We start from the raw sequence: 21,840 nt of genomic DNA, 5'->3' as shown, positions 1-21,840 counted from the left end.
CGATGTTCGTGCAGAGGATGAGGGCCTCCCTGCGCGGCTGGGGCGGAGTGGGCGCGATGGCGGTCGGCTGCGCTCTGGCGCTGGCGTTCGCCCTGCTGCTGCCGCTCACCCAGTCCGCCGGGCAGAGCGACACGGACGAGGGGCTCGGCGGTCCTGGACTGGCCACCGGCAGCCCGGCGAAGGCCGATGAATGTGTCGACTCCCAGGCGCAGAACGAGACTTGGCCGCCGTCGGGCGCGGACGGTACGACGATCGACGCCATCAAGTCCCGTACGGGCGCCAAGCGGAAGCTGATCGTCGGCGTCGACCAGAACAGCTACCGCTGGGGCTACCGCAATCCGAACAACTCGGGTGCGGAGCTGGAGGGTTTCGACATCGACCTGGTGCACCGGATAGCCCAGGACATCCTCGGCGACCCGAACGCCGTGCAGTTCAAGGCGATTCCGACCAGCCAGCGGATACCGGCGATCCAGGACGGCCGCGTCGACATGGTGGTGCGCACGATGACCATCAACTGCGACCGGCTGAAGGACGTGGCGTTCTCCGCGCCGTACTTCAAGACCGGCCAGCAGGTCCTCGCGCCCAAGTCGTCGGCGATCACCGGCTACAACGGCACGCTGGCGCACAGGAGGATCTGCACGGCGGCCGGTTCGACGGCGTACGCCAAGCTGGACGCCGACAAGAAGTCCGGGAAGCCGGCCGCCTCGGCGGACATCTCCACCACCGTGCCGAACCAACTCGACTGTCTGGTGCGGTTGCAGCTCGGTGAGGCCGACGCGGTGGTCACCGACGGCGCGCTGGCCGCCAGCCAGGCCGCGCAGGACCCGACGGTCGAACTCAAGGGCGCCGCCTTCACGACCGAGTACTACGGCGTGGCGATGAAACGGGATGCGACCGATCTGGTACGCCGGGTCAATCGGATTCTGGTGGACTACCGGGCCGACGGCTGGCAGGCGTCGTACGACAAGTGGCTGTCGGCGACACTGGGAGCGGACTCGACGGCGTCGAAACCACCCGCGCCGCAGTACCTGCGCACAAGCTGACCCGCATCCGCAGGGCCGGCCCCGACAAGCAAGCAAGCGAGAGGTGATCGATGGGCGTCACGGACCCCGCCGGGCCGGTGATGGACCGGGACGAGGTGGACCGTGCGCTGGCGCGGCTCGGCGCGGAGCACGAGGCGATCGAGACCTCGCTGCTCGCCCTGCAGGACCACGCGGGCCGCAGACTCCTGGAAGGCGCCCAGCTGACCGGGACCACCCGGGAGCGGTGGACGACCGCCGAGGCGTCGATCAGCCTGCTGTGGGCGTATTTCGACGCCTACACGGACGCGTTGCGGACCGCCCGGGAGATCCGGTCGCGGCGCCGCTGGTCCAGCCGTGAGGACCTGGTGGAGCTGACCGAGCTGCTGCGCGGCGAGTCGGTCACGGTGGCGGGCAGCGCCACGGCGACGGCGAACGCGCCGACGCTGCTGTCGGCGGCCGGCCGGCTCAGCGAGCGCTTCTCGCTGGTGACCCTGGTCGACCGGATGAACGAGCTGTACGCGACCTCGCTGGACATGGTCGTCACCGCCGACGCGGTGTGGTCGGCGCTGCCCGCGCGGATCGATTTACTCGCCGCCGAGCTGCAGCGCACCCGCAAGCTGGCGCACTCCGTCGGGGTGCGCCCGGGCGAGCACCCGGCGGGCGACGACCTGGAGCGGATCACCCGCACCCTGACCAGGCTCCGTGAGGACGTCGTGTCGGATCCGCTGGCCTTCTGGGTTCCGGCGCAGGGGAGTTCGGCGCCGGGCGGCGGCCGGCCGGACACCACGGTGTACGACCGGGAGGCGCAGGCGCTCGAGGAGGTGCGGCGGGAGATCGACGCCGTGCTGACGGTACGGCAGGACGCGGAGGCCCGGCTGATCAAGCTGCGGGACGTGCTCTCCCGCGCGGACCGCACCCTCGCCGAGGCGCGTACCGCGCGCGGTGAGGTGCTGGCGAAGATCGCGGCGACCGAGGTGCCGGTGGTCAGCGGCCCGCCGACCGCGCTGCAGGAGCAGCTGACGACGGCCGCCGAGTACCGCAGGATGGCCCAGTGGCACCGGCTGTCGCCGCTGCTGGAGTCCCTGGAGCAGAAGGCGGAGGACGAACTGCTGCGCGCCCGCGAGTCGTTGACGGCCGTCACCGCGCCGCTGGCGGTGCGCGCGGAGCTGCGCGGCCGGCTGGACGCGTACAAGGCGAAGGTGGCCCGGCACGGGCTGGCGGAGGACCGGTTCCTGGTCGAGCGGTACGACGCGGCCCGGCGGATGCTGTGGAGCGCGCCCTGCGACCTCAGGGTCGCGGAGCAGGCGGTGCTGCGCTATCAGCAGGCGGCGGCCGAGGCGCTGGGCGCGCCGCGCGTGCCGCAGCAGAGCGGTCCCGAGGACCGGCGGGGGGGAGTAGAGCCATGAGTCAGGCAGGACAGTCGTGCCAGCGGCCGGGCTGCGAGGGGTCGTACGAGGACGTGGGCGGCGGTGAGCTGTACTGCGACACCTGCGGTCTGGCCCCGGTCGTCTCGGCTGGGGGTCCCCCCTCCGGGGGAGGGCTGGTCGGCTCGCCGCCCACCGGGATCACGGCCGGCGGCAGGGGCTCCGCGAGCAGCGGGAGCTCACGCTCCAGCAGCCGCAGTTCACGTACGTCCTCGCAGTCGTCGAAGTCGCGGCGCTCGGTCTCCGGGCGGCTCTCGCGCTCCCTGTCGGGCAGGTCGACGGGCCGTTCGGTGTCGGTGCGCAGCTCCGGTTCGTCGACGAGCGGGTCGGGGCGCAGCCGGCTGGGCGCGGGGCTGGTCACGGTCCCACAGGTGCCGAGGCCGGACCCGCGCGAGATGGTGCTGGAAAACCCGGAAGTGCCCGAGCGGAAGCGGTTCTGCTCGCGCTCGGACTGCGGGGCGCCGGTCGGGCGGGGCCGCGGTGACCGGCCGGGCCGGACCGAAGGGTTCTGCACCAAGTGCGGCAACCCGTACTCGTTCGTGCCCAAGCTGAAGGCCGCCGATGTGGTGCACGGCCAGTACGAGGTCGTGGGCTGTCTCGCGCACGGCGGGCTCGGCTGGGTCTACCTCGCCGTGGACCGGGCGGTGTCCGACCGCTGGGTGGTGCTCAAGGGCCTGCTCGACACCGGCGACCAGGACGCGATGGCCGCCGCGATCTCCGAGCGGCGGTTCCTCGCGGAGATCGAGCACGCCAACATCGTGCGGATCTACAACTTCGTGGAGCACCTGGACCAGCGCACCGGCTCGCTCGACGGCTACATCGTCATGGAGTACGTCGGCGGCAAGTCCCTCAAGGAGATCGCCAACGCCCGCCGTACGGCGGAGGGCCGCCGGGACCCGCTGCCGGTGGAGCAGGCCTGTGCCTACGGCATCGAGGCTCTTGAGGCCCTCGGCCATCTGCACAGCCGCAACCTGCTGTACTGCGACTTCAAGGTCGACAACGCCATCCAGACCGAGGACCAGCTCAAGCTGATCGACATGGGCGCGGTGCGCCGCATGGACGACGAGGAGTCGGCGATCTACGGCACCGTCGGCTACCAGGCCCCGGAGGTCGCCGAGGCCGGCCCGTCGGTCGCGTCCGACCTGTACACCGTCGGCCGTACGCTCGCCGTGCTCACCTTCGACTTCCAGGGGTACACGACCGTTTTCGTGGACTCGCTGCCCGACCCGGACAACATCGAGGTCTTCCGGCAGTACGAGTCCTTCTACCGGCTGCTGGTCCGGGCCACCGAACCGGACCCGGCCCGCCGGTTCGCCTCCGCGCAGGAGATGGCCGAGCAGCTGACGGGCGTGCTGCGCGAGGTCGTGTCGGTGCAGACCGGCAAGGCCCGGCCCGCGCTGTCGACGCTCTTCGGGCCCGAGGTCAAGGTCACGGACACGGAGCTGTTCCCGAAGCTGGACGGGGACGTGTCCCGGCTGGGGGCGCGGGCGATGGCCTCCAGAACGCTCGCCCTGGAGCCGCCGGGAGCCGCCGGGGCCGCGGCCAACGCGGTCGGCCCGGCGCGCACCCCGGGCTCCCCCGCCCTGGTCAGACCCATCGACACCCCGGCCGCCGCCCTCGCCCTGCCAGTCCCGCTGGTCGACCCGAGCGACCCGAACGCCGGTTTCCTGGCGGGCCTGATGATGACCTCGGCCCCGGGCGAGCTGCTCGGCGCGCTGACCGCCGCGCCGACCCGGACCGTCGAGACCCGGCTGCGCCAGGTCCGCGCCCTGCTGGAGAGCGGCGACCACGAGGCCGCCCTGACCGCGCTGGGCACGCTGGAGGACGAGCAGCCCGACGACTGGCGGGTGGTGTGGTACCGGGGGGTGGCCGCCCTGGTCACCGGGGACTTCGAGGGCGCTGCGCTGTCCTTCGACGCGATCTACGACGCCTTCCCCGGCGAGTCCGCGCCCAAGCTGGCGCTCGGCCTGTGCGCGGAGGTGCTCGGCCAGCTGGACAACGCGGCCGAGTACTACCGGCTGGTGTGGGCGACCGACCCGAGTTTCGTGAGCTCCGCCTTCGGCCTGGCCCGGGTACGGCTGGCGGCCGGGGACCGGCGCGGTGCCGCGCGTACGCTGGAGTCGGTGCCGGAGGCGTCGATCCACTACACGGCGGCCCGGGTGGCTGCCGTACGGGCGCGGCTGCGGCACCGGACCGCGACGCCCGACGACACGCCGTTCCTGGACGATCTGACGGCCGCCGCCGGGCAGATCGAGGCGCTGGACGCCTACGGTCTGGATCCGGCGCGGCGCGAGCAGTTGTCGGCGGAAGTCCTCGGCTGCGCGCTGGACTGGATACTCTCCGGAGGCCAGGGAGCCCAGCCCGCCGTCGGCGGCCGGGTGCTGCTCGGCAGCGGTCTGGACGAGCGGGGCCTCCGCTTCGGCCTGGAGCGCTCGTACCGCACGCTGGCCAGACTGGCGACCGGCGGTGAGGAGAGGATCGACTTGGTGGAACGGGCCAACCGTTACCGCCCCCGGACGTGGGTGTAGTTGATGTCGCAGATGCCCCAGCAGGCCGCAACGGCGAAGTGCCCGAGCTGCGCGGAGCCGCTCGAATCGGGTGACCGGTTCTGCGGTGCGTGCGGGTACGACCTGTCGGCCGTGCCCGCCGCGCCGCAGGACGACCCGACCCTCACCATGGGCGCCTCCGGCGTGGACTGGCCACCGCCCGAGCCGGAGAGCTCCGGGCCGCCCGCGGCCCCGCATCTGCCGACGGATCTGCCCGGCACCGACTCGGGCGGCGAGCCGCTGCCGGGTTCGCCGCCGCACGGTTCGCCGGCGCCGCCGGCCCCCGGGGTGCGTTTCGACCGGCCGCCGGAGCCCGACGACTCCGACGACTCCGACGACTACCCGCTCCAGGCGCCGGACCCGAGGCTGTCCGCCTCCGCCGCCGACCCCGGGGACCCCGCGGACCCCGCGGACCCGGCCGACCCCGCCGAGTCGGCGGGGTCCACGCAGATGTGCGTGGCCTGCCGGGCCGGCCGGGTCGACGACGACGGCTACTGCGAGAACTGCGGGCACGCCCAGCCGCGTGAGCGCGACCACATGGAACAGGAGTCCGGCCCGTTGGCCGCCGTGAGCGACCGCGGGCTGCGCCACCACCGCAACGAGGACGCGTTCGCCGTGGGCCACACCGCGCTGCCCGACGGCACCCCGGCGATGCTCGCGATCGTCTGCGACGGCGTCTCCTCGGCGACCCGCCCCGACGAGGCCTCGCTGGCCGCCTCCCGGGTGGCGAGCGAGGAACTGCTGGCCGCGCTGCCGCAGGGCACGCATCCGCAGCAGGCGATGCACGAGGCGATCGTCGCCGCCTCCCAGGCCGTCAACGCCCTCGCCGAGGAACCCCCTTCGGCCCGCGAGCACACCCCGCACCAGAACGCCCCGGCGTGCACGATCGTCGGCTCGATCGTCGCCGCGGGCCTGCTGGTGGTCGGCTGGGTCGGCGACAGCCGCGTCTACTGGGTGCCGGTGGACCGCAGCGCGCCGCCGGCCCGGCTCACCGAGGACGACTCCTGGGCCGCGCAGATGGTGGCCGCGGGGCTGATGAGCGAGGCGGAGGCGTACGCCGACGAGCGCGCCCACGCGATCACCGGCTGGCTCGGCGCGGACGCCTACGAACTGGAGCCGCACACCGCTTCCTTCAAGCCGGACCGGCCTGGTGTGGTGGTGGTGTGCACCGACGGCCTGTGGAACTACGCGGAGTCGGCCGAGGAGATGTCCGAGGTCGTCCCCGCCGACGCAGCCGTACGGCCGCTGCACGCGGCCAGGGTCCTGGTCGGTCACGCCCTGGACGGCGGGGGCCACGACAACGTAACAGTGGCGCTGCTCCCGTTCCCGGCGCCGCCGCAAGGGGCAGGATCCGCCTGAGGTCGCGCAAAACGGCCGTAAACGGGAAACAGGATCGGGGCAGCGCAGGGGAAAGCACCGGTGGACCGGAGGGGACCGGTCCGCACATTGTCAGCACCCACCGCGCGTGGGGTGGAGGGGGACCAGAGCAGCCATGGCCAATTTCTCGAAGTCGAACGTGCCGCAGTTCTCGGTGGACGTGTACCAGAACGAGTACCTGCCGGAGGGCGGCCGGGAGGTCAACGCGATCGCCACGGTGACGTCGACCGGCGGCGGCACCGCCGGGAGCGTGGCCGGGACGTCGTACGCACCCGGGCAGGGGCCGGCGGCCGGAGTGGCGATCATGGTCGACTGCTCGGGCTCGATGGACTACCCGCCGACCAAGATACGCAACGCCCGGGACGCCACGGCGGCAGCGGTCGACACCCTGCGTGACGGCACCCACTTCGCGGTGATCGGCGGCACGCACGTCGCCAAGGAGGTCTATCCGGGCGGTGGCCGGCTCGCGGTGGCCGACCGCACCACCCGGGAGCAGGCCAAGCAGGCGCTGCGCAGGCTGAGCGCGGGCGGTGGTACGGCGATCGGCACCTGGCTGCGCCTCGCCGACCGGTTGCTGTCCTCGGCGGACCTCACGATCCGGCACGGCATCATGCTCACCGACGGCCGTAACGAGCACGAGTCGCCGGAGGACCTGAAGGCCGCACTGGACTCCTGCGCCGGGCGGTTCACCTGTGACGCACGCGGGGTGGGCACCGACTGGGAAGTGAAAGAAGTCACAGGGGTCGCCTCCGCGCTGCTCGGCACCGCCGACATCGTCGCCGACCCCACGGAACTGGCCGCCGACTTCACGCAGATGATGGAGACGGCGATGGGCAAGGAGGTCGCGGACGTCGCGCTGCGGCTGTGGACGCCGGTCGGTACGACGACCAAGTTCGTCAAGCAAGTGGCGCCCACCGTCGATGAGTTGACCGGCCGCCGCACCGAGGCGGGACCGCGCGCCGGGGACTACCCGACCGGCTCCTGGGGCGACGAGTCCCGCGACTACCACATCTGCGTGGAGGTCCCCACGGCCGGCCTCGGCCAGGAAATGCTCGCCGCACGGGTGTCGTTGGTCGTCCCGCAGCCCGACGGCACTGTCCAGAACCTGGGTGCGCAGGGGCTGATCAGGGCGGTGTGGACGGACGACATGGTCGCCTCGACCTCCATCAACCCCCAAGTCGCCCACTACACCGGCCAGGCCGAACTCGCACAAGCCATCCAACAAGGGCTCGATCTGCGCAAAGCGGGCGATATGGATGGAGCAACGGCCAAACTGGGTCGGGCCGTTCAGCTCGCCGGCGCCTCCGGGAACGCGGATACTGCGAAACTGCTTGCGAAGGTGGTGGACGTGGTCGACGCCGCGACAGGTACTGTGCGATTGAAGGCGAAGGTTGCGGAGGCCGACGAGATGACTCTCGAAACAAGGTCCACAAAGACTGTTCGTGTAAAGAAGTGACCTGGCAACACACGCAGGACACCCAGACAGGCTCAGGACGAACCTGACAGAGAGGGAAGCACCGACATGCCGACCTGCCCGAACGGACACCAGTCGGGTTCCGACGACTGGTGCGAGGTGTGCGGTCACCGCATGGCCGGTGCCGTGCCCCCGCCGCCGCCCCCGCCGACCGCCGGCGGCTACGGCTTCCCGCCGCCCGCGCCCGGCGCCCCGGCCGGTGGCCCGGCCGGTGGCCGTCATCTGTCCGCCGTGCCGAACGCGCCCGAGCCGGAGTTGTGCCCGCAGTGCCGTACGCCCCGTGAGGGTGGTGCGCCGTTCTGCGAGGAGTGCCGCTGGAACTTCCTGACCAACACGGCCACCTCGTACACCCCGGCCGCCCCGCGCCCACCCGCGGGCGGCGGCCCGGCCGCGCCCACCTTCCGGCCGCCCACCCCGCCGTCGTACGGCGGCAACACCGACTCGTACGAGTACCAGGGCTCGCGTCCCTCCCAGATGAACCGTCCGGCCGAGCCGATCCCCTCCTTCGGCAGCGAGCCCTCGGGCCCGACGCCGTTCGCGGGCGAGCGCGGCGGCGGCCCGTCCGGTCCCCCGTCCCCTCAGGCGTACGGCAACGACCGCGGCCAGTCCGGCCCACCTGGTCCCTCGGCGTTCGGCAACGACCGCGGCCAGTCCAACCCGCCCGGGCCGTCGGCCTTCGGCAACGACCGCGGCCAGTCCAACCCACCGCCCTTCGGAAGCGACCGCGGCCAGTCCGGCCCACCTGGTCCCTCGGCGTTCGACAACGACCGCGGCCAGTCCAACCCGCCCGGTCCCTCGGCCTTCGGCAACGACCGCGGCCAGTCCAACCCGCCGCCCTTCGGAGGCGACCGCGGCCAGTCCGGCCCACCGCCCTTCGGAGACGACCGCGACCCCTCCGGTCCGTCGGCGTTCGGCGGTGACCGCGGCCAGTCCAGCCCACCGCCCTTCGGAGGCGACCGCGGTCCTTCGGCTCCGCCGCCGTCGTTCGGCGGCCCTCCGGGCCAGAACTCCGGCGGTCCCTCCGCTTTCGGCAGCGCCCCCGGCTCCGGCCAGGCCTCCGGCCCCTTCACCCGCGACCCCTCCGGTGGCCCGGCCGCCGGTCCCTTCGGCGGTGGGGACCCGTCCCGGCCGCCGGTTCCGCCGTCGCCCGGCGGTCCCGGCTCGCCCACCGGTGGCAGTCCCGGGGCCTTCCAGCAGTCGGCCCCGCCCGCGCCGCCCGGCTTCCCGCAGGAGACCGGCAGGCCCCCGGCAGGCGGCCCGTCCTTCGGCGACGACGACTGGGTGATCTCCCCGCCGTCGGCCGGCCCCGGCGCCCCTGGCGCCCGCTCCGGCGGCTACGGCTACCCGCAGCCGGGCTCCCCGGCCGGCCCCGCCTTCCCGCAGGCTCCGCAGGCTCCGGCGACCTGGACGGCGACGATCGGCCCGGACCGCGAGTACTTCATGGCGATGATGCAGCGCTCGGGCCCGGAGGCGGCCGGCCTCAACCTCCCCGCGTACTCCCCCGAGCAGCAGCGCACGCTCACCGGCAACCAGGTCACCATCGGCCGCCGTCGGCACTCCACCGGCGACACCCCCGATGTCGACCTGTCGGTACCGCCGGAGGACCCGGGCGTCTCGCACCAGCACGCGGTCCTGGTCCAGCAGCCGGACGGCAGCTGGGCGGTCGTCGACCAGAACTCGACGAACGGCACGACGGTGAACGGCGGCGAGGAGCCGATCCAGCCGTTCGTCCCGGTGCCGCTGCAGGACGGGGACAGGGTGCACGTCGGCGCCTGGACGACGATCACCGTCCGGCGAGGGTGAGCTGCAGTACCCGCACGGGGCTCAGACCGGGAGCGGCCAGACGCACGGCCCTTCCCGGTCGTCCAGCCACACCCACTCCCTGTCCTTGTCCACCGTGACCCCGTACCGCTCACGGCCGGGCATCCCCTCCCGCACCCACACCTCATAGGCCTCCCGAGGGCTGAGCACCCCCCGGGTCAGCTCCGCCAGGAACTGGAACAGCTCGTCCTCAAGAGCGCGGAACGGCACCCCACTCACGTCCCCCACCCCCACCCGCTCCACTCCGCGCAACGGCACAAAGAACGCGCCCGACGGCAGAAACCGGCCCTCGGCACAGCCCCCGCCGCGCACGGTCAGCGCCAGCAACCCCGTGGCCACCGGGGTGAGAATCCGCGCCCCCGCCACGCACTGCGCGACCCACGCCCGCGGCACGCTCGGCAGCGCACACGTCGCGATGATCCGGTCGAACGGCGCACGCTCGGGCACCCCCCGCGCCCCGTCCCCCGTGACGACGGCCGGCCGGCTACCGGCCGCGGCCAGATGCCGCCGCGCCGACTCGGTGATCTCCGGATCCACATCCACCGTGGTGACAAGGTTGTCGTCCCCGAGCCGATGGGCCAGCAGCGCCGCGTTGTACCCGGTCCCCGCGCCGATCTCCAGCACCCGGTGGCCGTCGGCCACCCGCAGCGCGACGAGCATCCGCGCCATGAGCGAGGGCTGGCTGCTGGAGGACATCAGTTCGCCGTCGCGCAGCCGGGTCGCCAGCGGAACGTCCTCGTAGGCACCCCGCACCCAGCGTTCCCGGGCCTCGGGATCGGGGGTCTCGCCCCACCGGCGCTCATAGCCGCGCGCCCCGGCGACGTAGTAGTACGGCACGAACAGGTGCCGGGGCACCGCCTCGAACGCCTCCCGCCACACCGGCTCCGCCGCCCAGACCCCCTCGGCGTCCATCTCCCGCACCAGCTTGCCCCGCGCCACGGCGGCATGCCCTTCGATGTCCGGGACTTCCGAGATCTCCGCGTCGTGGGCGCCCATGGGTCCACCCTAGAGCCCCGTCTCCGCAGCGGGTCCTAAGCCTTGAGTCCTCGGTCACCGCATCTGAGACGATGTACGGGTGAGAGAGATTCGGCGCGGCACGCTTCAGGAGAAGACCTTCTACGAGCAGGTCGGCGGGGAGGAGACCTTCCGCCGGCTCGTCCACCGTTTCTACGAGGGCGTCGCCGGGGATCCGGTCCTGCGGTCGATGTACCCGGAGGAGGACCTGGGTCCGGCCGAGGAGCGGCTCACCCTGTTCCTCATCCAGTACTGGGGCGGCCCCACGACGTACAGCGACAACCGCGGCCACCCCCGGCTGCGCATGCGGCACGCCCCGTTCGCCGTGGACCGGGCGGCGCACGACGCCTGGCTGAGGCACATGCGGGTGGCCGTGGACGAGCTCGGCCTCTCCGAGGCGCACCGGGAACAGCTCTGGAACTACCTCACCTACGCGGCCGCCTCGATGGTGAACACCCCGGACTGACCGGGGGCGGCGGCTCAGCGGACGCTGACGTCCAGCGCACCGAGTCCCGCCCGCCGTACGGCGATCGATCCGAACGGCGTGCGCAGCCGCAGCCACGCCCCCGCGGAGAGCAGCACGGCCTCGTCGGTCGGCCGCAGGAAGCCCAGCGACTGGGCCGCGTGCACGGCCCGTACCGGCAGCCGGGTGCCGCCCACGGTCCGGGACCAGATGTCCCGCCCGATCCGGTCGAGTTCGGCCCGGGTACGGCTCTGCGGCGCCAACTCCGCCGTACGCGACCGGAATTCACCCACCGAGGCGGCCACCGTGGCCCGTAGCGCCTGTGGCGCGGGCAGCCCCGGCTCCGGTTGCCAGCCACCGCGTGGCGGCAGCACACCCGCCCACGGCGGCCCGGTGACCGCGCCCGGCACCCCGGCCGTGGCGGCCTGCTCGTCCACCGACTCCAGCAACTCCCCCGCCGAGACGGTCACATCGAGTGTGACGTCGAGACCGCTCTCGTACGGCTTCGCGAGCCGCACCGCGCGGATCGCCAGCACCTCGAAGGACGGCGGCCGGCCGAAGACGGCCAGCGCGGTACCGGCCGCCTGGAGGCGTACGGCTGCTCCACGGTCGTAGTGGAGCAGCCGGGAGAGGAAGGCCGCGAGATCCGCCGCCTCCCCGTCGTCAGCGAGGTGGAGCACCGTCATGCGGCGACGGCCTCCTCCTTGTCGTCCCGGTACTCCTCCAGGAAGTCCCGCTCCTCGGCGGTGATCCGGCGCGGCCGGCCCGTGTCGAAGTCGAACGGCACGACCACCGTCGAGGCCCGTACGTAGACCAGGTCGTCGTCCTTCACCTCGTAGGCGACGGTGAAGGACGCGGCCCTGATCTCGGTGACCCACAGCTCGATGCCGACCGGATCGGGCCGGTGCACGAGCTGGCGCTTGTAGTCGATCTCGTGGCGCGCCACCACCGACCCCTGCTTGGACTCCTTGCCGCGCCGGGACAGGAAGTCGATGCGGGCCTCCTCCAGGTAGCGGAGGAAGATCGCGTTGTTGACATGTCCGTACGCGTCCATGTCGGACCAGCGCAGGGCGCAGCGATAGATGTGGCGCAAGACCGATCAGCCCCGGGTCAGCTTCTTGTAGGTGGCACGGTGCGGACGGCCGGCGTCCGGTCCGAGCCGCTCGATCTTGTTCTTCTCGTACGACTCGAAGTTGCCCTCGAACCAGAACCACTTGGACTCGCCCTCGTAGGCGAGGATGTGGGTGGCGACCCGGTCCAGGAACCAGCGGTCGTGGGAGACGACCACCGCGCAGCCCGGGAACTCGAGGAGCGCGTTCTCCAGGCTGGAGAGGGTCTCGACGTCCAGGTCGTTGGTGGGCTCGTCGAGGAGCAGCAGGTTGCCGCCCTGCTTCAGGGTCAGCGCCAGGTTGAGCCGGTTGCGCTCACCGCCGGAGAGGACGCCGGTCGGCTTCTGCTGGTCCGGGCCCTTGAAGCCGAAGGCGGAGACATACGCGCGGCTCGGCATCTCGACCTGGCCGACGTTGATGTAGTCGAGCCCGTCGGACACGACCTCCCACAGCGTCTTCTTCGGGTCGAGGTTGGCGCGGGTCTGGTCGACGTAGGAGATCTTGACGGTCTCGCCGACCTTGATGTCACCGGCGTCCGGCGTCTCCAGCCCCTGGATCATCTTGAACAGGGTCGTCTTGCCGGCGCCGTTCGGGCCGATGACCCCGACGATGCCGTTCCGCGGCAGCGTGAACGAAAGCCCGTCGACAAGGATCTTCTCGCCGAAGCCCTTGGACAGGTCGTTGACCTCGACGACCACGTTGCCCAGGCGGGGGCCCGGCGGGATCTGGATCTCCTCGAAGTCCAGCTTCCGCATCTTGTCGGCCTCGGCAGCCATCTCCTCGTACCGCGCGAGACGGGCCTTGGACTTGGCCTGGCGCCCCTTGGCGTTGGAGCGGACCCACTCCAGCTCTTCCTTGAGGCGCTTCTGCCGCTTGGCGTCCTTCTGGCCCTCGACCTTGAGACGGGTGGCCTTGGTCTCCAGGTACTTGGAGTAGTTGCCCTCGTAGCCGTGCAGTCGGCCGCGGTCGACCTCGCAGATCCAGCCGGCCACGTTGTCCAGGAAGTACCTGTCGTGGGTCACGGCCACGACGGTGCCCTCGTACTTGGCGAGGTGCTGCTCCAGCCAGTTCACCGACTCGGCGTCGAGGTGGTTGGTGGGCTCGTCGAGGAGCAGCAGGTCGGGGGCCTCGAGGAGCAGCTTGCAGAGCGCGACGCGGCGCTTCTCACCACCGGAGAGGTTGGTGACCGCCCAGTCGCCGGGCGGGCAGCCCAGCGCGTCCATGGCCTGCTCCAGCTGGGCGTCGAGGTCCCAGGCGTTGGCGTGGTCCAGCTCCTCCTGGAGCTTGCCCATCTCGTCGAGCAGCGCGTCGGAGTAGTCGGTCGCCATCAGCTCGGCGATCTCGTTGAACCGGTCGAGCTTGCCCTTGATCTCGGCGACACCCTCCTGGACGTTCTCCAGGACGGTCCTCTCCTCGTTCAGCGGGGGCTCCTGGAGCAGGATGCCGACGCTGTAGCCGGGAGAGAGGAAGGCGTCGCCGTTGGACGGCTGCTCCAGCCCCGCCATGATCTTCAGCACGGTCGACTTACCGGCGCCGTTCGGACCGACGACGCCGATCTTCGCCCCCGGCAGGAAGCTCAGGGTGACGTCGTCGAGGATCACCTTGTCGCCGTGCGCTTTGCGCGCCTTGCGCATGGTGTAAATGAACTCAGCCAAGAGAAACCGTCCGGCAGCTTGAAACTGGCAGTGGGCAGATACACCCCATCTTGCCTGACGTCCAGCCTTGGGTGTTAACCCGTTTGGTCAGGGGGCTGTGAGCTGGGGGTTTGCCGGTGGCGGCTGTGGCCCGTCTGTCACTGTCGGTCGCCGTTGAGTGGCCTCGGGGAGCGTCGGACGGCCCAGAGACGACACTCGGCAGGGAGCTCGTGGTGATCAGCGCAGAGCAAGGGGGGCAGGGCGGAAACAGCATCCGGTACAGGCTCGCGCCCACCAGAGCAGCAGTAATGAACCCGTCGGCCGGCCTAGGACTGCGGGCTATCGACTGATGGGGATCTCGTAGACGATCTCGCAGTGGGCGGCGGGCACGACGATGTCCGCGGTCTCGACGGGCCGCCCCTGGTCGCTGTAGTAGGTCCGCCGGATATGGGTGACCAGAGCAGCCTTCTGAATACCGAGGAGTGATGCTTCCTCGGCGGTCGCCTGCCGGGGTTCCGGCTGCTCCACGGCGTGGCTGACAGTGATCCCGATGGCGGCCATGCGGTTCACGACGCCCGTCCCGGCGTGCGGGCCTCCCTCAGGGAGGACGACAAGGGTGCCGGCGGTGAGGTCGTAGGGCTCCCAGCTCGTGGACAGCTGCACGGGCCTGCCGTCGGCCAACTAAGACGGGCGCCCGAACCGCGAACCCGTAGACATCGTCACCCACGACCCAACGCGGTAGGTTCCCGCAAAGCCCGGTGGAGCAGTAGGGCGGTGACCGCCGCCGCCCCCACTACTCCCGCCGAACGGAAGGGGCGGGAGGAGCGCCAGGAAAGGACCGAACACCGGGACTGTGCCGACAGCAGCGATCCCGTGCTCATCCATGATCCGGCTGAGATCACGGACGGGGCCGAGCCGACCGATCCGATGGACAGTACGGACCCCACCGAGCCGATCGACAGCACCGAGTCCTGCGACCACAGGGACAGCACCGAGTCCGAGGAGGCTCTGTGTTTCGCCGGCACCGTGGGTGACTGGGTCATGAGGCCATACTGCCCGGCGGAGCCGTTCGGCGGGGATCAGTCGCCGGCCGGGTTCTCCCGCCGGCGGAGGATCACCAGGACCGCGCCTCCGATCACCACGAGGCCGATGGCGACGCCCGTGATCACGCCGGTCGCGGGGTCCCCGCCGGTGGCGGCCAGGTTGACGTTGGCGGTGGTGCCGCCGACCGAGGCGGGGCTGGGCTCGCTGAGGGTCTGGGTGGTGAGCCCGCTCTCGCCGGCCTCGGTGTTGCAGTCGAGGACGCCCGTGAAGCGCCGTTCGAGGCCGTTGGGGCCGGTGATCGTGAAGTCGTAGGCCTGGTCCTCCTGGAGCGGGATGGTCACCGTCCGCGAGGTGTTCGCGGGGATGGTGTGCTCGGTGCCCATCAGCTCGAAGGTGAACGGCTTGTCGCCGGTGTTGGCCGCGGTGATGTCCACGCCGCTTTCGGCGCAGTTCTTCTCGGCCGACAGTGCCGGTATCGCGCCCTGGGCGGCCCAGGTCGCGTTCGCGGTCGCGGCGACCGTGGACTCGCTCGAGCCGGCCAGGATCTGTGTCTGGCTGCGGCTGTCGGAGGTGAAGGCGCGGCCGACCGGGACGGTGGTCGACGCCTGGACAGTGAGTTCGGCGGAGGCGTGCGTGGCGTCGTCGGGGACCTTGAAGTACAGCTCGCTGCCGTCCTGCGCCACGGTGACCGGCTTACCGGTCTTGTCGGTGATCCGTACGCCGCTCAGGGCCGCGTCGGCGGGCGGGACCACGGTGACGGTGTGGGCATTGGTGTGGACGGTGACCGGGCCGAGCAGGCCGCCCGGGCGGCCGGATACCGCGGGCGGGTCCAGGGCCAGCGAGGCGTGCGGCTCCGTCTGGCGGCGGGCGCTCTGCTCCAGGTAGTCGGCGAGCTTCTCGGCCTGGGGGGCGACGGCTTCGACGTCCGCGCCGACGTCCGGGTCGGAGTACCGCCAGATCGCCACCTGGGTGCCGGCCGCCGCGTCCTGCTCTGTGAGGCTGCCGGCCCCGGCCTCGCGGGCGAGCGCGGCGAGGTCGTTGACCTGCGGGTAGGAGTTCTGCAGGATCCAGCGGATCTTGCCGGCGTTCTTGTTGGCGCCCAGCGAGGTGCCACTCCAGGCCGTCTCGTGGTACTTGGCGTCCCGCTGGGTGGGGTTGTGGAGGTCGACGCAGTAGGTCTGGAGCGTGCCACCGCCGTCCACCGACATCTCGAACAGGCCCGCGGACACCTGCTCGTCACCGCTGTCGCCGTGTACGACGGCCTCGCCGTAGGTCTTGAGGCCGCTTATGGTCGCCGTCGCCCCGCTCTGGCTCTGGCTGGTTCCGTCGTCGGCCGCGGCCCGGCCGGCGCCGGTCAGCGCGGCGGCGGCCACCAGTCCGGACGCCAGTGCCGCGGCGGCCAGGCGGGCCACGCCTCTCGCGGACACGGCCGTGCCGGAGTGCCTGGCGGACGCGCGGGGCGCCGAGGAACCAGAGAACGCAGCGAGCACAGAATTCCCCTTCGAGCAGGACCCCTTGAACGCGGGGGGGCGGTCCCACCAGCAGAATCAGCGGCCCCAGAGGCCACGTCCGGCATCCTATGGATCAGCGGGACCGCCTATTCCCGGTGAGATGGTCGGATGAGCGATCCGATCCGTAATCGTTATCGCGGGACCGCGGATGAGCAGGGCTTATCGACAAATCCACCCGGTCGTCGCGGCGGGCAGCTCGGCGTGCATGTGCCGATAAGCCGTCAAGGGGCGTTCAAACGACCGCAGTTGGACTGGGGCGGCCGTGACGAACGGTCCGTCGCGCGGGCCGATTTGACGTCACGTCACCGCCACGGGCTCCGATTGCTGCTGCTGCGCGGCGGATTCGGGGGACTCCGCCGGTGTCTCCCAGTTCGGCTCCGGGCGGGGCGGTGCGGGTGCCTCCGCCTCCGGCTTCCCGGCGCGTCGGAAAGCCGCCGTACCGCGTGCGAGGTCGTGGCCGATCGCCACCGCGTCGATGTCGGCGGAGGTCCACTGCTGGCCCTCCCGGGTCTCGGTGCGCACCTTCAGCCGCCCCTGCACGACGACCGGGTCGCCGACGGACAGCGAGGCCGCCGCGTTGGTGGCGAGCTGCCGGTTGGCCCACACCGTGAAGAAGTTGGTGTGGCCGTCCGTCCAGGTGTTCTTCTCTCGGTCCCAGTAGCGCGAGGTCACCGCCAGCCGGAACCGCGCCGACGGCCCCGCCGCCAGCTCCCGGTAGACCGGCTGCGTCGCCACGTTGCCTACCGCGCAGACCAATGTCTCGTTCATCACGAACCCCTCCCTCACCCGGCCGCCGTGGCCGGGGCGGATCCGCGTACGGGTCCGTCCCGTACGGCTATGTCCAGCGCGGCGGCCGCCCTCGTGGCGATCGCCGCGAGACCAGACTGCCGCCGCCGGGCCGGACCCGCCGAGCGCTGTGGACCGCCGCCGACCTGTGGAAAACCCCACCACCCGGACGGGTGACCCGCCTCCCCGGCAGCGGCATCACCCCACCCTGGCCGCCGCCCGCGTCACCCGGGTCCCTGCGGACGTCACCCCCACCCGGGCCCCTGCGGCATCACCCCACCGAGTCCCTTGCGGGCGTCACCGCACCCCGGCTCCCGCCCGTGTCACCCGGCCGTACTGCTCCCGCACCTCCCGGTACCGCAGCAGCTCCGCCGCCACCGGATCCAGCACCCGGGCCCGCCCGCACCCGGCCGCCGCCTCCCGCAGTCGGCGCTCCGCCTCCAGGCCGTACCGCCGGGCCGGTCCTCGCGCCGCCATCCGGCAGCCCCACTCGACCAGCGGCCCGCCGACGATCCCGGCGATCATCAGCAGCACCGGCACGCCCAGGTTGGGCGCCATCACCCCGGCGATCTGACCCACCAGCCACAGCCCGCCGACCACCTGGAGAAGCGTCATGGCGGCCTGGGCGAGCACCGCCACCGGCCACCAGCCCGGCCGCGGCGGCCGGCCCGGTGGCAGCCCGGCCCGAGCGGCCAGGTCGTCGAGCGCCTCCGACAGGCCCTGCGAGCCGCGTGCGGCCGCCTCGCGCACCGCCTGCGCCCAGGGCGCGGGCAGTCCGGCCGAGGCCCGGTCGGAGACCGTGCGCACCGCCTGTTCGACGCGCTGCCGCGCGGTGGCCTCCTCCTCCGGCTGGGCCTGCTGCAGGCGTCCCGTGGGCTGCTCGCCGCGCCCCTGGTACCAGCGCCACAGCCGCAGCCAGGGGGTGCCGCAGGCCCGGTTGGCATTGCGCAGCCAGGCCCGTTCGGCGGCCTCGCCCGCGGCGGTGGCGCCCACCGCGTCGGCCAGTCGCGCGGCGAAGTCGTCGCGCGCCTCCTCGCTGAGCCCGGGGCGGCGCCCGGTGGCGTACACGGGCCGCAGCCGTTGTGCGGCGGCGTCCACGTCGGCGGCGACACGGCGGGCCGCCGCGCCCCGCTCCGAGACGAACTGGCCGAGTGTCTCGCGCAGTTCGCCGATGCCGTCCCCGGTGAGCGCGGACAGCGAGAGCACGGTGGCGCCCGGTTCGCCGTACTCGCCGAGCGCGATGCCGTCCTCGTCGAGCAGCCGGCGCAGATCGTCGAGGACCAGGTCGGCGGCCTCGCCGGGGAGCCGGTCGGTCTGGTTGAGGACGATGAACATGACCTCCGCGTGACCGGCCATGGGCCGCAGATAGCGCTCGTGGAGGACCGCGTCGGCGTACTTCTCGGGGTCGACGACCCAGATCACCGCGTCCACCAGCCTCAGGATCCGGTCGACGTGTTCGCGGTGCTGGACCGCGGCCGAGTCGTGGTCGGGCAGGTCGATCAGGACCAGCCCGCGCAGTTGCGCGTCCGCCTCCGGGTTGTGCATCGGGCGGCGGCGCAGCCGGCCCGGGATGCCGAGCCGGTCGATGAGGGCCGCGCCGCCGTCGCTCCAGCTGCACGCGATGGGCGCGGCGGTGGTGGGGCGCCGTACGCCGGTCTCCGAGATGGCGACGCCGGCGAGCGCGTTGAACAGCTGCGACTTGCCGCTTCCGGTGGCGCCGGCGATGGCGATGACGGTGTGCTGGCCGGAGAGCCTGCGCCGGGCGGCCGCCTCGTCCAGGACCCGGCCGGCCTCGGCGAGGGTGCGGCTGTCGAGGCGGGTGCGGGAGAGGCCGACGAGTTCGCGCAGGGCGTCGAGGCGGGAGCGCAGCTGGCCGTCGTACGCCAGCGGGGCGGGGGGCGGGGCGCCCGGGCCACGGGTCTCCAGGACGGGGGCGGCCGGTTTGGCGCTCTCGGTGACCCGGCGGGCGATGAGGCCGTCGTCCCAGACGTCGTCGGCGGTGGCCGGGTCGTCGTCGGCCGGCTCACGCTGCTCTCGCACGCGCGCGTGCGGCACGGTCTCGGTCTCGCCGGCGGCCTCGGCCCGTTCCGCGGGCTCCGCCCCGGTCCCGCGCCGGTTCTGGGGCCCGTCCGGTACGGACTCCTTGACGAGGCGCGGCCCTGAGTCCTTCACGAGGCGCGGTCCTGAGTCCTTCACGGGATCCGGCGCGGAGTCCTTCACCGAGGCCTTCACGGAGGCCTTCGCCGAGTCCTTGACCGAATCCATCACGGTGTCCTTCGCGGTGTCCTTCGCCGTGTCCTTCGCGGTGTCCGTCTCAGAGGCCTTCACCGGGTCAGGAACGGGGTCGTGAACGGAGTCCGGTCCGGGATCCCGGCCCGGGCCCCGTACCTGCTCCCGCCCCGGCTCCCGTACCGGCTCCCGCCCTGGCCCCCGTACCGCCTCGGGCGCGGAGTCCGCTGCGGTCGGCCCGCTTTCGAAGTCACTGGGGTGGTCACCGGCGTAGTCACCGGTGTGATCCCTGCGGTTCATGCGGTCCATGTGATCCGTGTGGTCGTGGTCAGTGACGGCGGTCACCGGTCACCTCTCCTTCTGGAGGACGGACAGGGCGGCGATGAGTTCGGCCTGGGGTTCGGGGTGGACGTCGAGCACGTCCAGCGGGGCGAGGCGGCGTTCGCGTTCGGTGTGCATGACGCGGTCCACGTGCTCGGTGAGCAGCCGTCCCGCACGGTCGCGCAACCGAAGCGCGCCGTGGGCGCCGATGCGCTCGGCGAGCCGCTCCCCCGCGACGCGGGTACGGCGGCCGCCGAGCAGCGCGGTGGCCACCAGGGCGGCGACGGCCTCGGGGTCCGGCGCGACACTGCGGTCGAGCCTGCGCACCTCGTCGTCGGCGTACTCCTCCAGCTCGCGCCGCCAGCGCCGGACGGCGATACCGATGCGGTGCTCGGCGCTCTCCAGGGAGGGGTCGCGATCGGTGAGTCCGGGGGCGGCGGAGGCGGGTTCGCGGCGCCAGGCGTCGTCGATGCGTTCGTCGGCGGCGGTCACGGCGCACAGCAGCAGCGCGGCGAGACTCTCCACCAGGGCGTCCAGGAGTTCGCCGGCGGCGCAGTCGACGGGGAAGGCGCGCCAGCGCTTGAGGGCGTCACCGGCGATGACGGCGCCGTTCTGCAGCCGGCCGCGTACGCGCGCGTGCTCGCTGTCGTAGGCCGTCTCGACCGCGGAGGTCAGGCGCAGGGCCGCGGCGTACTGGGCGGCGGCGGCTGCGGCCAGCTCGGGCATCCGGGCCTTGAGGGAGTCGAGGACGCCGTGGGCGGTGCGGGCCAGGGTGTGCTGGCGGGCGCCGGGGTCCTGGGCCTGCTGCAGGAGCCAGGCGCGCAGCGGGGCGACGGCGGTGGCCGGGAGCAGCCCCCCGCCCCACGCCGACTCGGGCAGCTCGGGCACGGTGAACCGAGGTACGTCGCCGAGCCCGGCCTTGGTGAGCAGGGCGCCGTACTGCCGGGAGACCTCGGAGACGACCTGGTGGGGGACCCGGTCGAGGACGGTCACCAGGGTGGCGTCGTACTCCTTGGCGGTGCGCAGCAGGTGCCAGGGGATGGCGTCGGCGTAGCGCGCGGCCGTGGTGACCATCACCCAGATGTCGGCGGCGCAGATCAGTTCGGCGGCGAGAAAGCGGTTGTCGACGACCAGGGAGTCGATGTCGGGGGCGTCGAGGAGGGCGAGGCCGCGCGGGAGGCTGTCGACGGTCTCGACGCGCAGCACGCGCCCGGGGTTCTCGCCGGGCAGGAGGGGGTCGTCGCCGGGTTCCTGGTGCGGTACCCACACGCGTGTGAGGTCGGGCAGCACGCGCATGCCGCTGAACCAGTGATGGTCCTCCGGATGACAGACCAGGACCGGCGTGCGGGTGGTCGGCCGCAGCACGCCCGCCTCGCTGACCCGGCGGCCCACCAGAGAATTGACAAGGGTCGACTTGCCGGCGCCGGTCGATCCGCCCACGACAGCCAGAAGGGGCGCTTCGGGCACTTTGAGTCGGGGCACCAGATAGTCGTCGAGCTGGGCGAGCAGTTCGTCGCGATTGGCACGCGCGCGTGCGGCCCCCGCCAGGGGCAGCGGAAAGCGTGCGGCGGCGACACGGTCGCGCAGAGCGGAGAGTGTGTCGAGCAGCTGGGGCCGTACGTCCAAGGTCACCACATGCGAAGAATGCCCAATTTTAGGGGAATTCTGAAGCATATAGACATGTCTGCGCGCCGACAGAACACAACGGGCGGAAGGGACGACTGGGACGGAGGCACAGTCGAGGCATAACGAGTGCACAACACCCGGTGCGTCCGGCGCCAAAAGCGATGCACGATTCGTACCTGCCTGCGATTATCAGGACCGCTTCACCGAACCTCCACATTGAGCCACGGAGGCGAAGCAACTGGGACGAGGACCGGGGAGTTCTATCCTTGTCCCCGGCAACGTCACGGACGGGCCCGCACCAGGGCAGTACGTACGAGGCCAGCACGGCCGGCCCCCGTAGCTCAGTGGATAGAGCAGGCGCCTTCTAAGCGCTTGGCCGCAGGTTCGAGTCCTGCCGGGGGCGCTCACTCCACGGCCCTCCGTCTTCACGTGAAACCGC

The 21,840-nt window shown here is 72.3% G+C and carries 16 protein-coding genes, 1 tRNA gene and 1 pseudogene; 8 read left to right on the top strand and 10 right to left on the bottom strand.

Going from position 1 to position 21,840, the window contains the following annotated elements:
* The first annotated feature begins 2 nt into the window (after positions 1 to 2).
* The 6 genes from ABZ396_RS04310 to ABZ396_RS04285 all read left to right on the top strand — a co-directional run bounded on the left by ABZ396_RS04310 (position 3) and on the right by ABZ396_RS04285 (position 9,646).
* Entirely contained in the window at positions 3 to 1,043 is a 1,041-nt protein-coding gene (locus ABZ396_RS04310; RefSeq protein ID WP_358920842.1) for a glutamate ABC transporter substrate-binding protein, read from the top strand.
* Between the two features lie 50 nt (positions 1,044 to 1,093).
* Positions 1,094 to 2,428: a hypothetical protein gene (locus tag ABZ396_RS04305; RefSeq protein WP_358920844.1), complete on the top strand. Its 1,335-nt coding sequence runs from the start codon at positions 1,094 to 1,096 to the stop codon at positions 2,426 to 2,428.
* Positions 2,425 to 4,974, top strand: coding sequence for a tetratricopeptide repeat protein (locus ABZ396_RS04300; RefSeq protein ID WP_358920846.1), 2,550 nt, complete (start codon positions 2,425 to 2,427; stop codon positions 4,972 to 4,974). Before ABZ396_RS04305 ends, ABZ396_RS04300 begins: the two co-directional genes overlap by 4 nt.
* Positions 4,975 to 4,977: 3 nt before the next feature.
* On the top strand, positions 4,978 to 6,351 hold the full coding sequence (locus tag ABZ396_RS04295) for a PP2C family serine/threonine-protein phosphatase (protein ID WP_358920848.1): 1,374 nt from the start codon (positions 4,978 to 4,980) through the stop codon (positions 6,349 to 6,351).
* A 133-nt stretch (positions 6,352 to 6,484) separates the two neighbouring features.
* The gene (locus ABZ396_RS04290; RefSeq protein WP_358920850.1) at positions 6,485 to 7,825 is read left to right on the top strand and encodes a VWA domain-containing protein; all 1,341 of its coding nucleotides are present in this window, start codon (positions 6,485 to 6,487) and stop codon (positions 7,823 to 7,825) included.
* A gap of 66 nt (positions 7,826 to 7,891) precedes the next feature.
* Positions 7,892 to 9,646: an FHA domain-containing protein gene (locus tag ABZ396_RS04285; RefSeq protein ID WP_358920852.1), complete on the top strand. Its 1,755-nt coding sequence runs from the start codon at positions 7,892 to 7,894 to the stop codon at positions 9,644 to 9,646.
* Positions 9,647 to 9,667: 21 nt separating this feature from the next.
* Here the strand turns inward: ABZ396_RS04285 and ABZ396_RS04280 are convergent, their stop codons facing one another.
* Complete coding sequence (locus ABZ396_RS04280) at positions 9,668 to 10,660, bottom strand: methyltransferase domain-containing protein (protein ID WP_358920854.1); 993 nt, start codon at positions 10,658 to 10,660, stop codon at positions 9,668 to 9,670.
* Positions 10,661 to 10,739: 79 nt separating this feature from the next.
* Here ABZ396_RS04280 and ABZ396_RS04275 point away from each other — a divergent pair, with 79 nt between their 5' ends.
* A complete protein-coding gene (locus tag ABZ396_RS04275; protein WP_358920856.1) occupies positions 10,740 to 11,144 on the top strand; it encodes a globin in 405 nt (134 codons plus the stop codon).
* 14 nt (positions 11,145 to 11,158) lie between these two features.
* Here ABZ396_RS04275 and ABZ396_RS04270 read toward each other — a convergent pair whose 3' ends face one another.
* From ABZ396_RS04270 to ABZ396_RS04230, 9 genes and pseudogenes are all read right to left on the bottom strand, one after another.
* Positions 11,159 to 11,827 carry a hypothetical protein gene (locus ABZ396_RS04270; protein WP_358920858.1) on the bottom strand — a complete coding sequence of 223 codons (669 nt, stop codon included), beginning with the start codon at positions 11,825 to 11,827 and terminating at the stop codon, positions 11,159 to 11,161.
* On the bottom strand, positions 11,824 to 12,234 hold the full coding sequence (locus ABZ396_RS04265) for a thioesterase family protein (protein ID WP_358920860.1): 411 nt from the start codon (positions 12,232 to 12,234) through the stop codon (positions 11,824 to 11,826). Before ABZ396_RS04265 ends, ABZ396_RS04270 begins: the two co-directional genes overlap by 4 nt.
* A gap of 6 nt (positions 12,235 to 12,240) precedes the next feature.
* Positions 12,241 to 13,905 (bottom strand): energy-dependent translational throttle protein EttA, encoded by a 1,665-nt coding sequence (gene ettA, locus ABZ396_RS04260; RefSeq protein ID WP_358920862.1) that lies wholly within the window; start codon positions 13,903 to 13,905, stop codon positions 12,241 to 12,243.
* 318 nt (positions 13,906 to 14,223) lie between these two features.
* Positions 14,224 to 14,565 (bottom strand): annotated as a pseudogene (locus ABZ396_RS04255) (UTRA domain-containing protein); the annotation flags it as partial.
* A gap of 38 nt (positions 14,566 to 14,603) precedes the next feature.
* Complete coding sequence (locus ABZ396_RS04250) at positions 14,604 to 14,927, bottom strand: hypothetical protein (protein WP_358920864.1); 324 nt, start codon at positions 14,925 to 14,927, stop codon at positions 14,604 to 14,606.
* Positions 14,928 to 14,963: 36 nt separating this feature from the next.
* On the bottom strand, positions 14,964 to 16,355 hold the full coding sequence (locus ABZ396_RS04245) for a Cys-Gln thioester bond-forming surface protein (protein WP_358920865.1): 1,392 nt from the start codon (positions 16,353 to 16,355) through the stop codon (positions 14,964 to 14,966).
* A 381-nt stretch (positions 16,356 to 16,736) separates the two neighbouring features.
* Positions 16,737 to 17,207, bottom strand: a complete 471-nt coding sequence (locus ABZ396_RS04240; protein ID WP_358920867.1) for a single-stranded DNA-binding protein — start codon at positions 17,205 to 17,207, stop codon at positions 16,737 to 16,739.
* Positions 17,208 to 17,522: 315 nt separating this feature from the next.
* On the bottom strand, positions 17,523 to 19,799 hold the full coding sequence (locus ABZ396_RS04235; RefSeq protein WP_358920869.1) for a GTPase: 2,277 nt from the start codon (positions 19,797 to 19,799) through the stop codon (positions 17,523 to 17,525).
* Between the two features lie 3 nt (positions 19,800 to 19,802).
* Complete coding sequence (locus tag ABZ396_RS04230) at positions 19,803 to 21,410, bottom strand: dynamin family protein (RefSeq protein WP_358920870.1); 1,608 nt, start codon at positions 21,408 to 21,410, stop codon at positions 19,803 to 19,805.
* A gap of 321 nt (positions 21,411 to 21,731) precedes the next feature.
* On the opposite strand from ABZ396_RS04230, the gene ABZ396_RS04225 reads away from it, so the two are divergent.
* A tRNA-Arg gene (locus ABZ396_RS04225) sits at positions 21,732 to 21,804 on the top strand.
* Positions 21,805 to 21,840: the final 36 nt, after the last annotated feature.

The organism is Streptomyces sp. NPDC005866 (genome assembly GCF_040629895.1).
In the GTDB taxonomy this organism is placed as follows: domain Bacteria; phylum Actinomycetota; class Actinomycetes; order Streptomycetales; family Streptomycetaceae; genus Streptomyces.
Note: the sequence above shows the minus strand (reverse complement) of the source record. Positions and strands in the feature narration are given on the sequence as shown.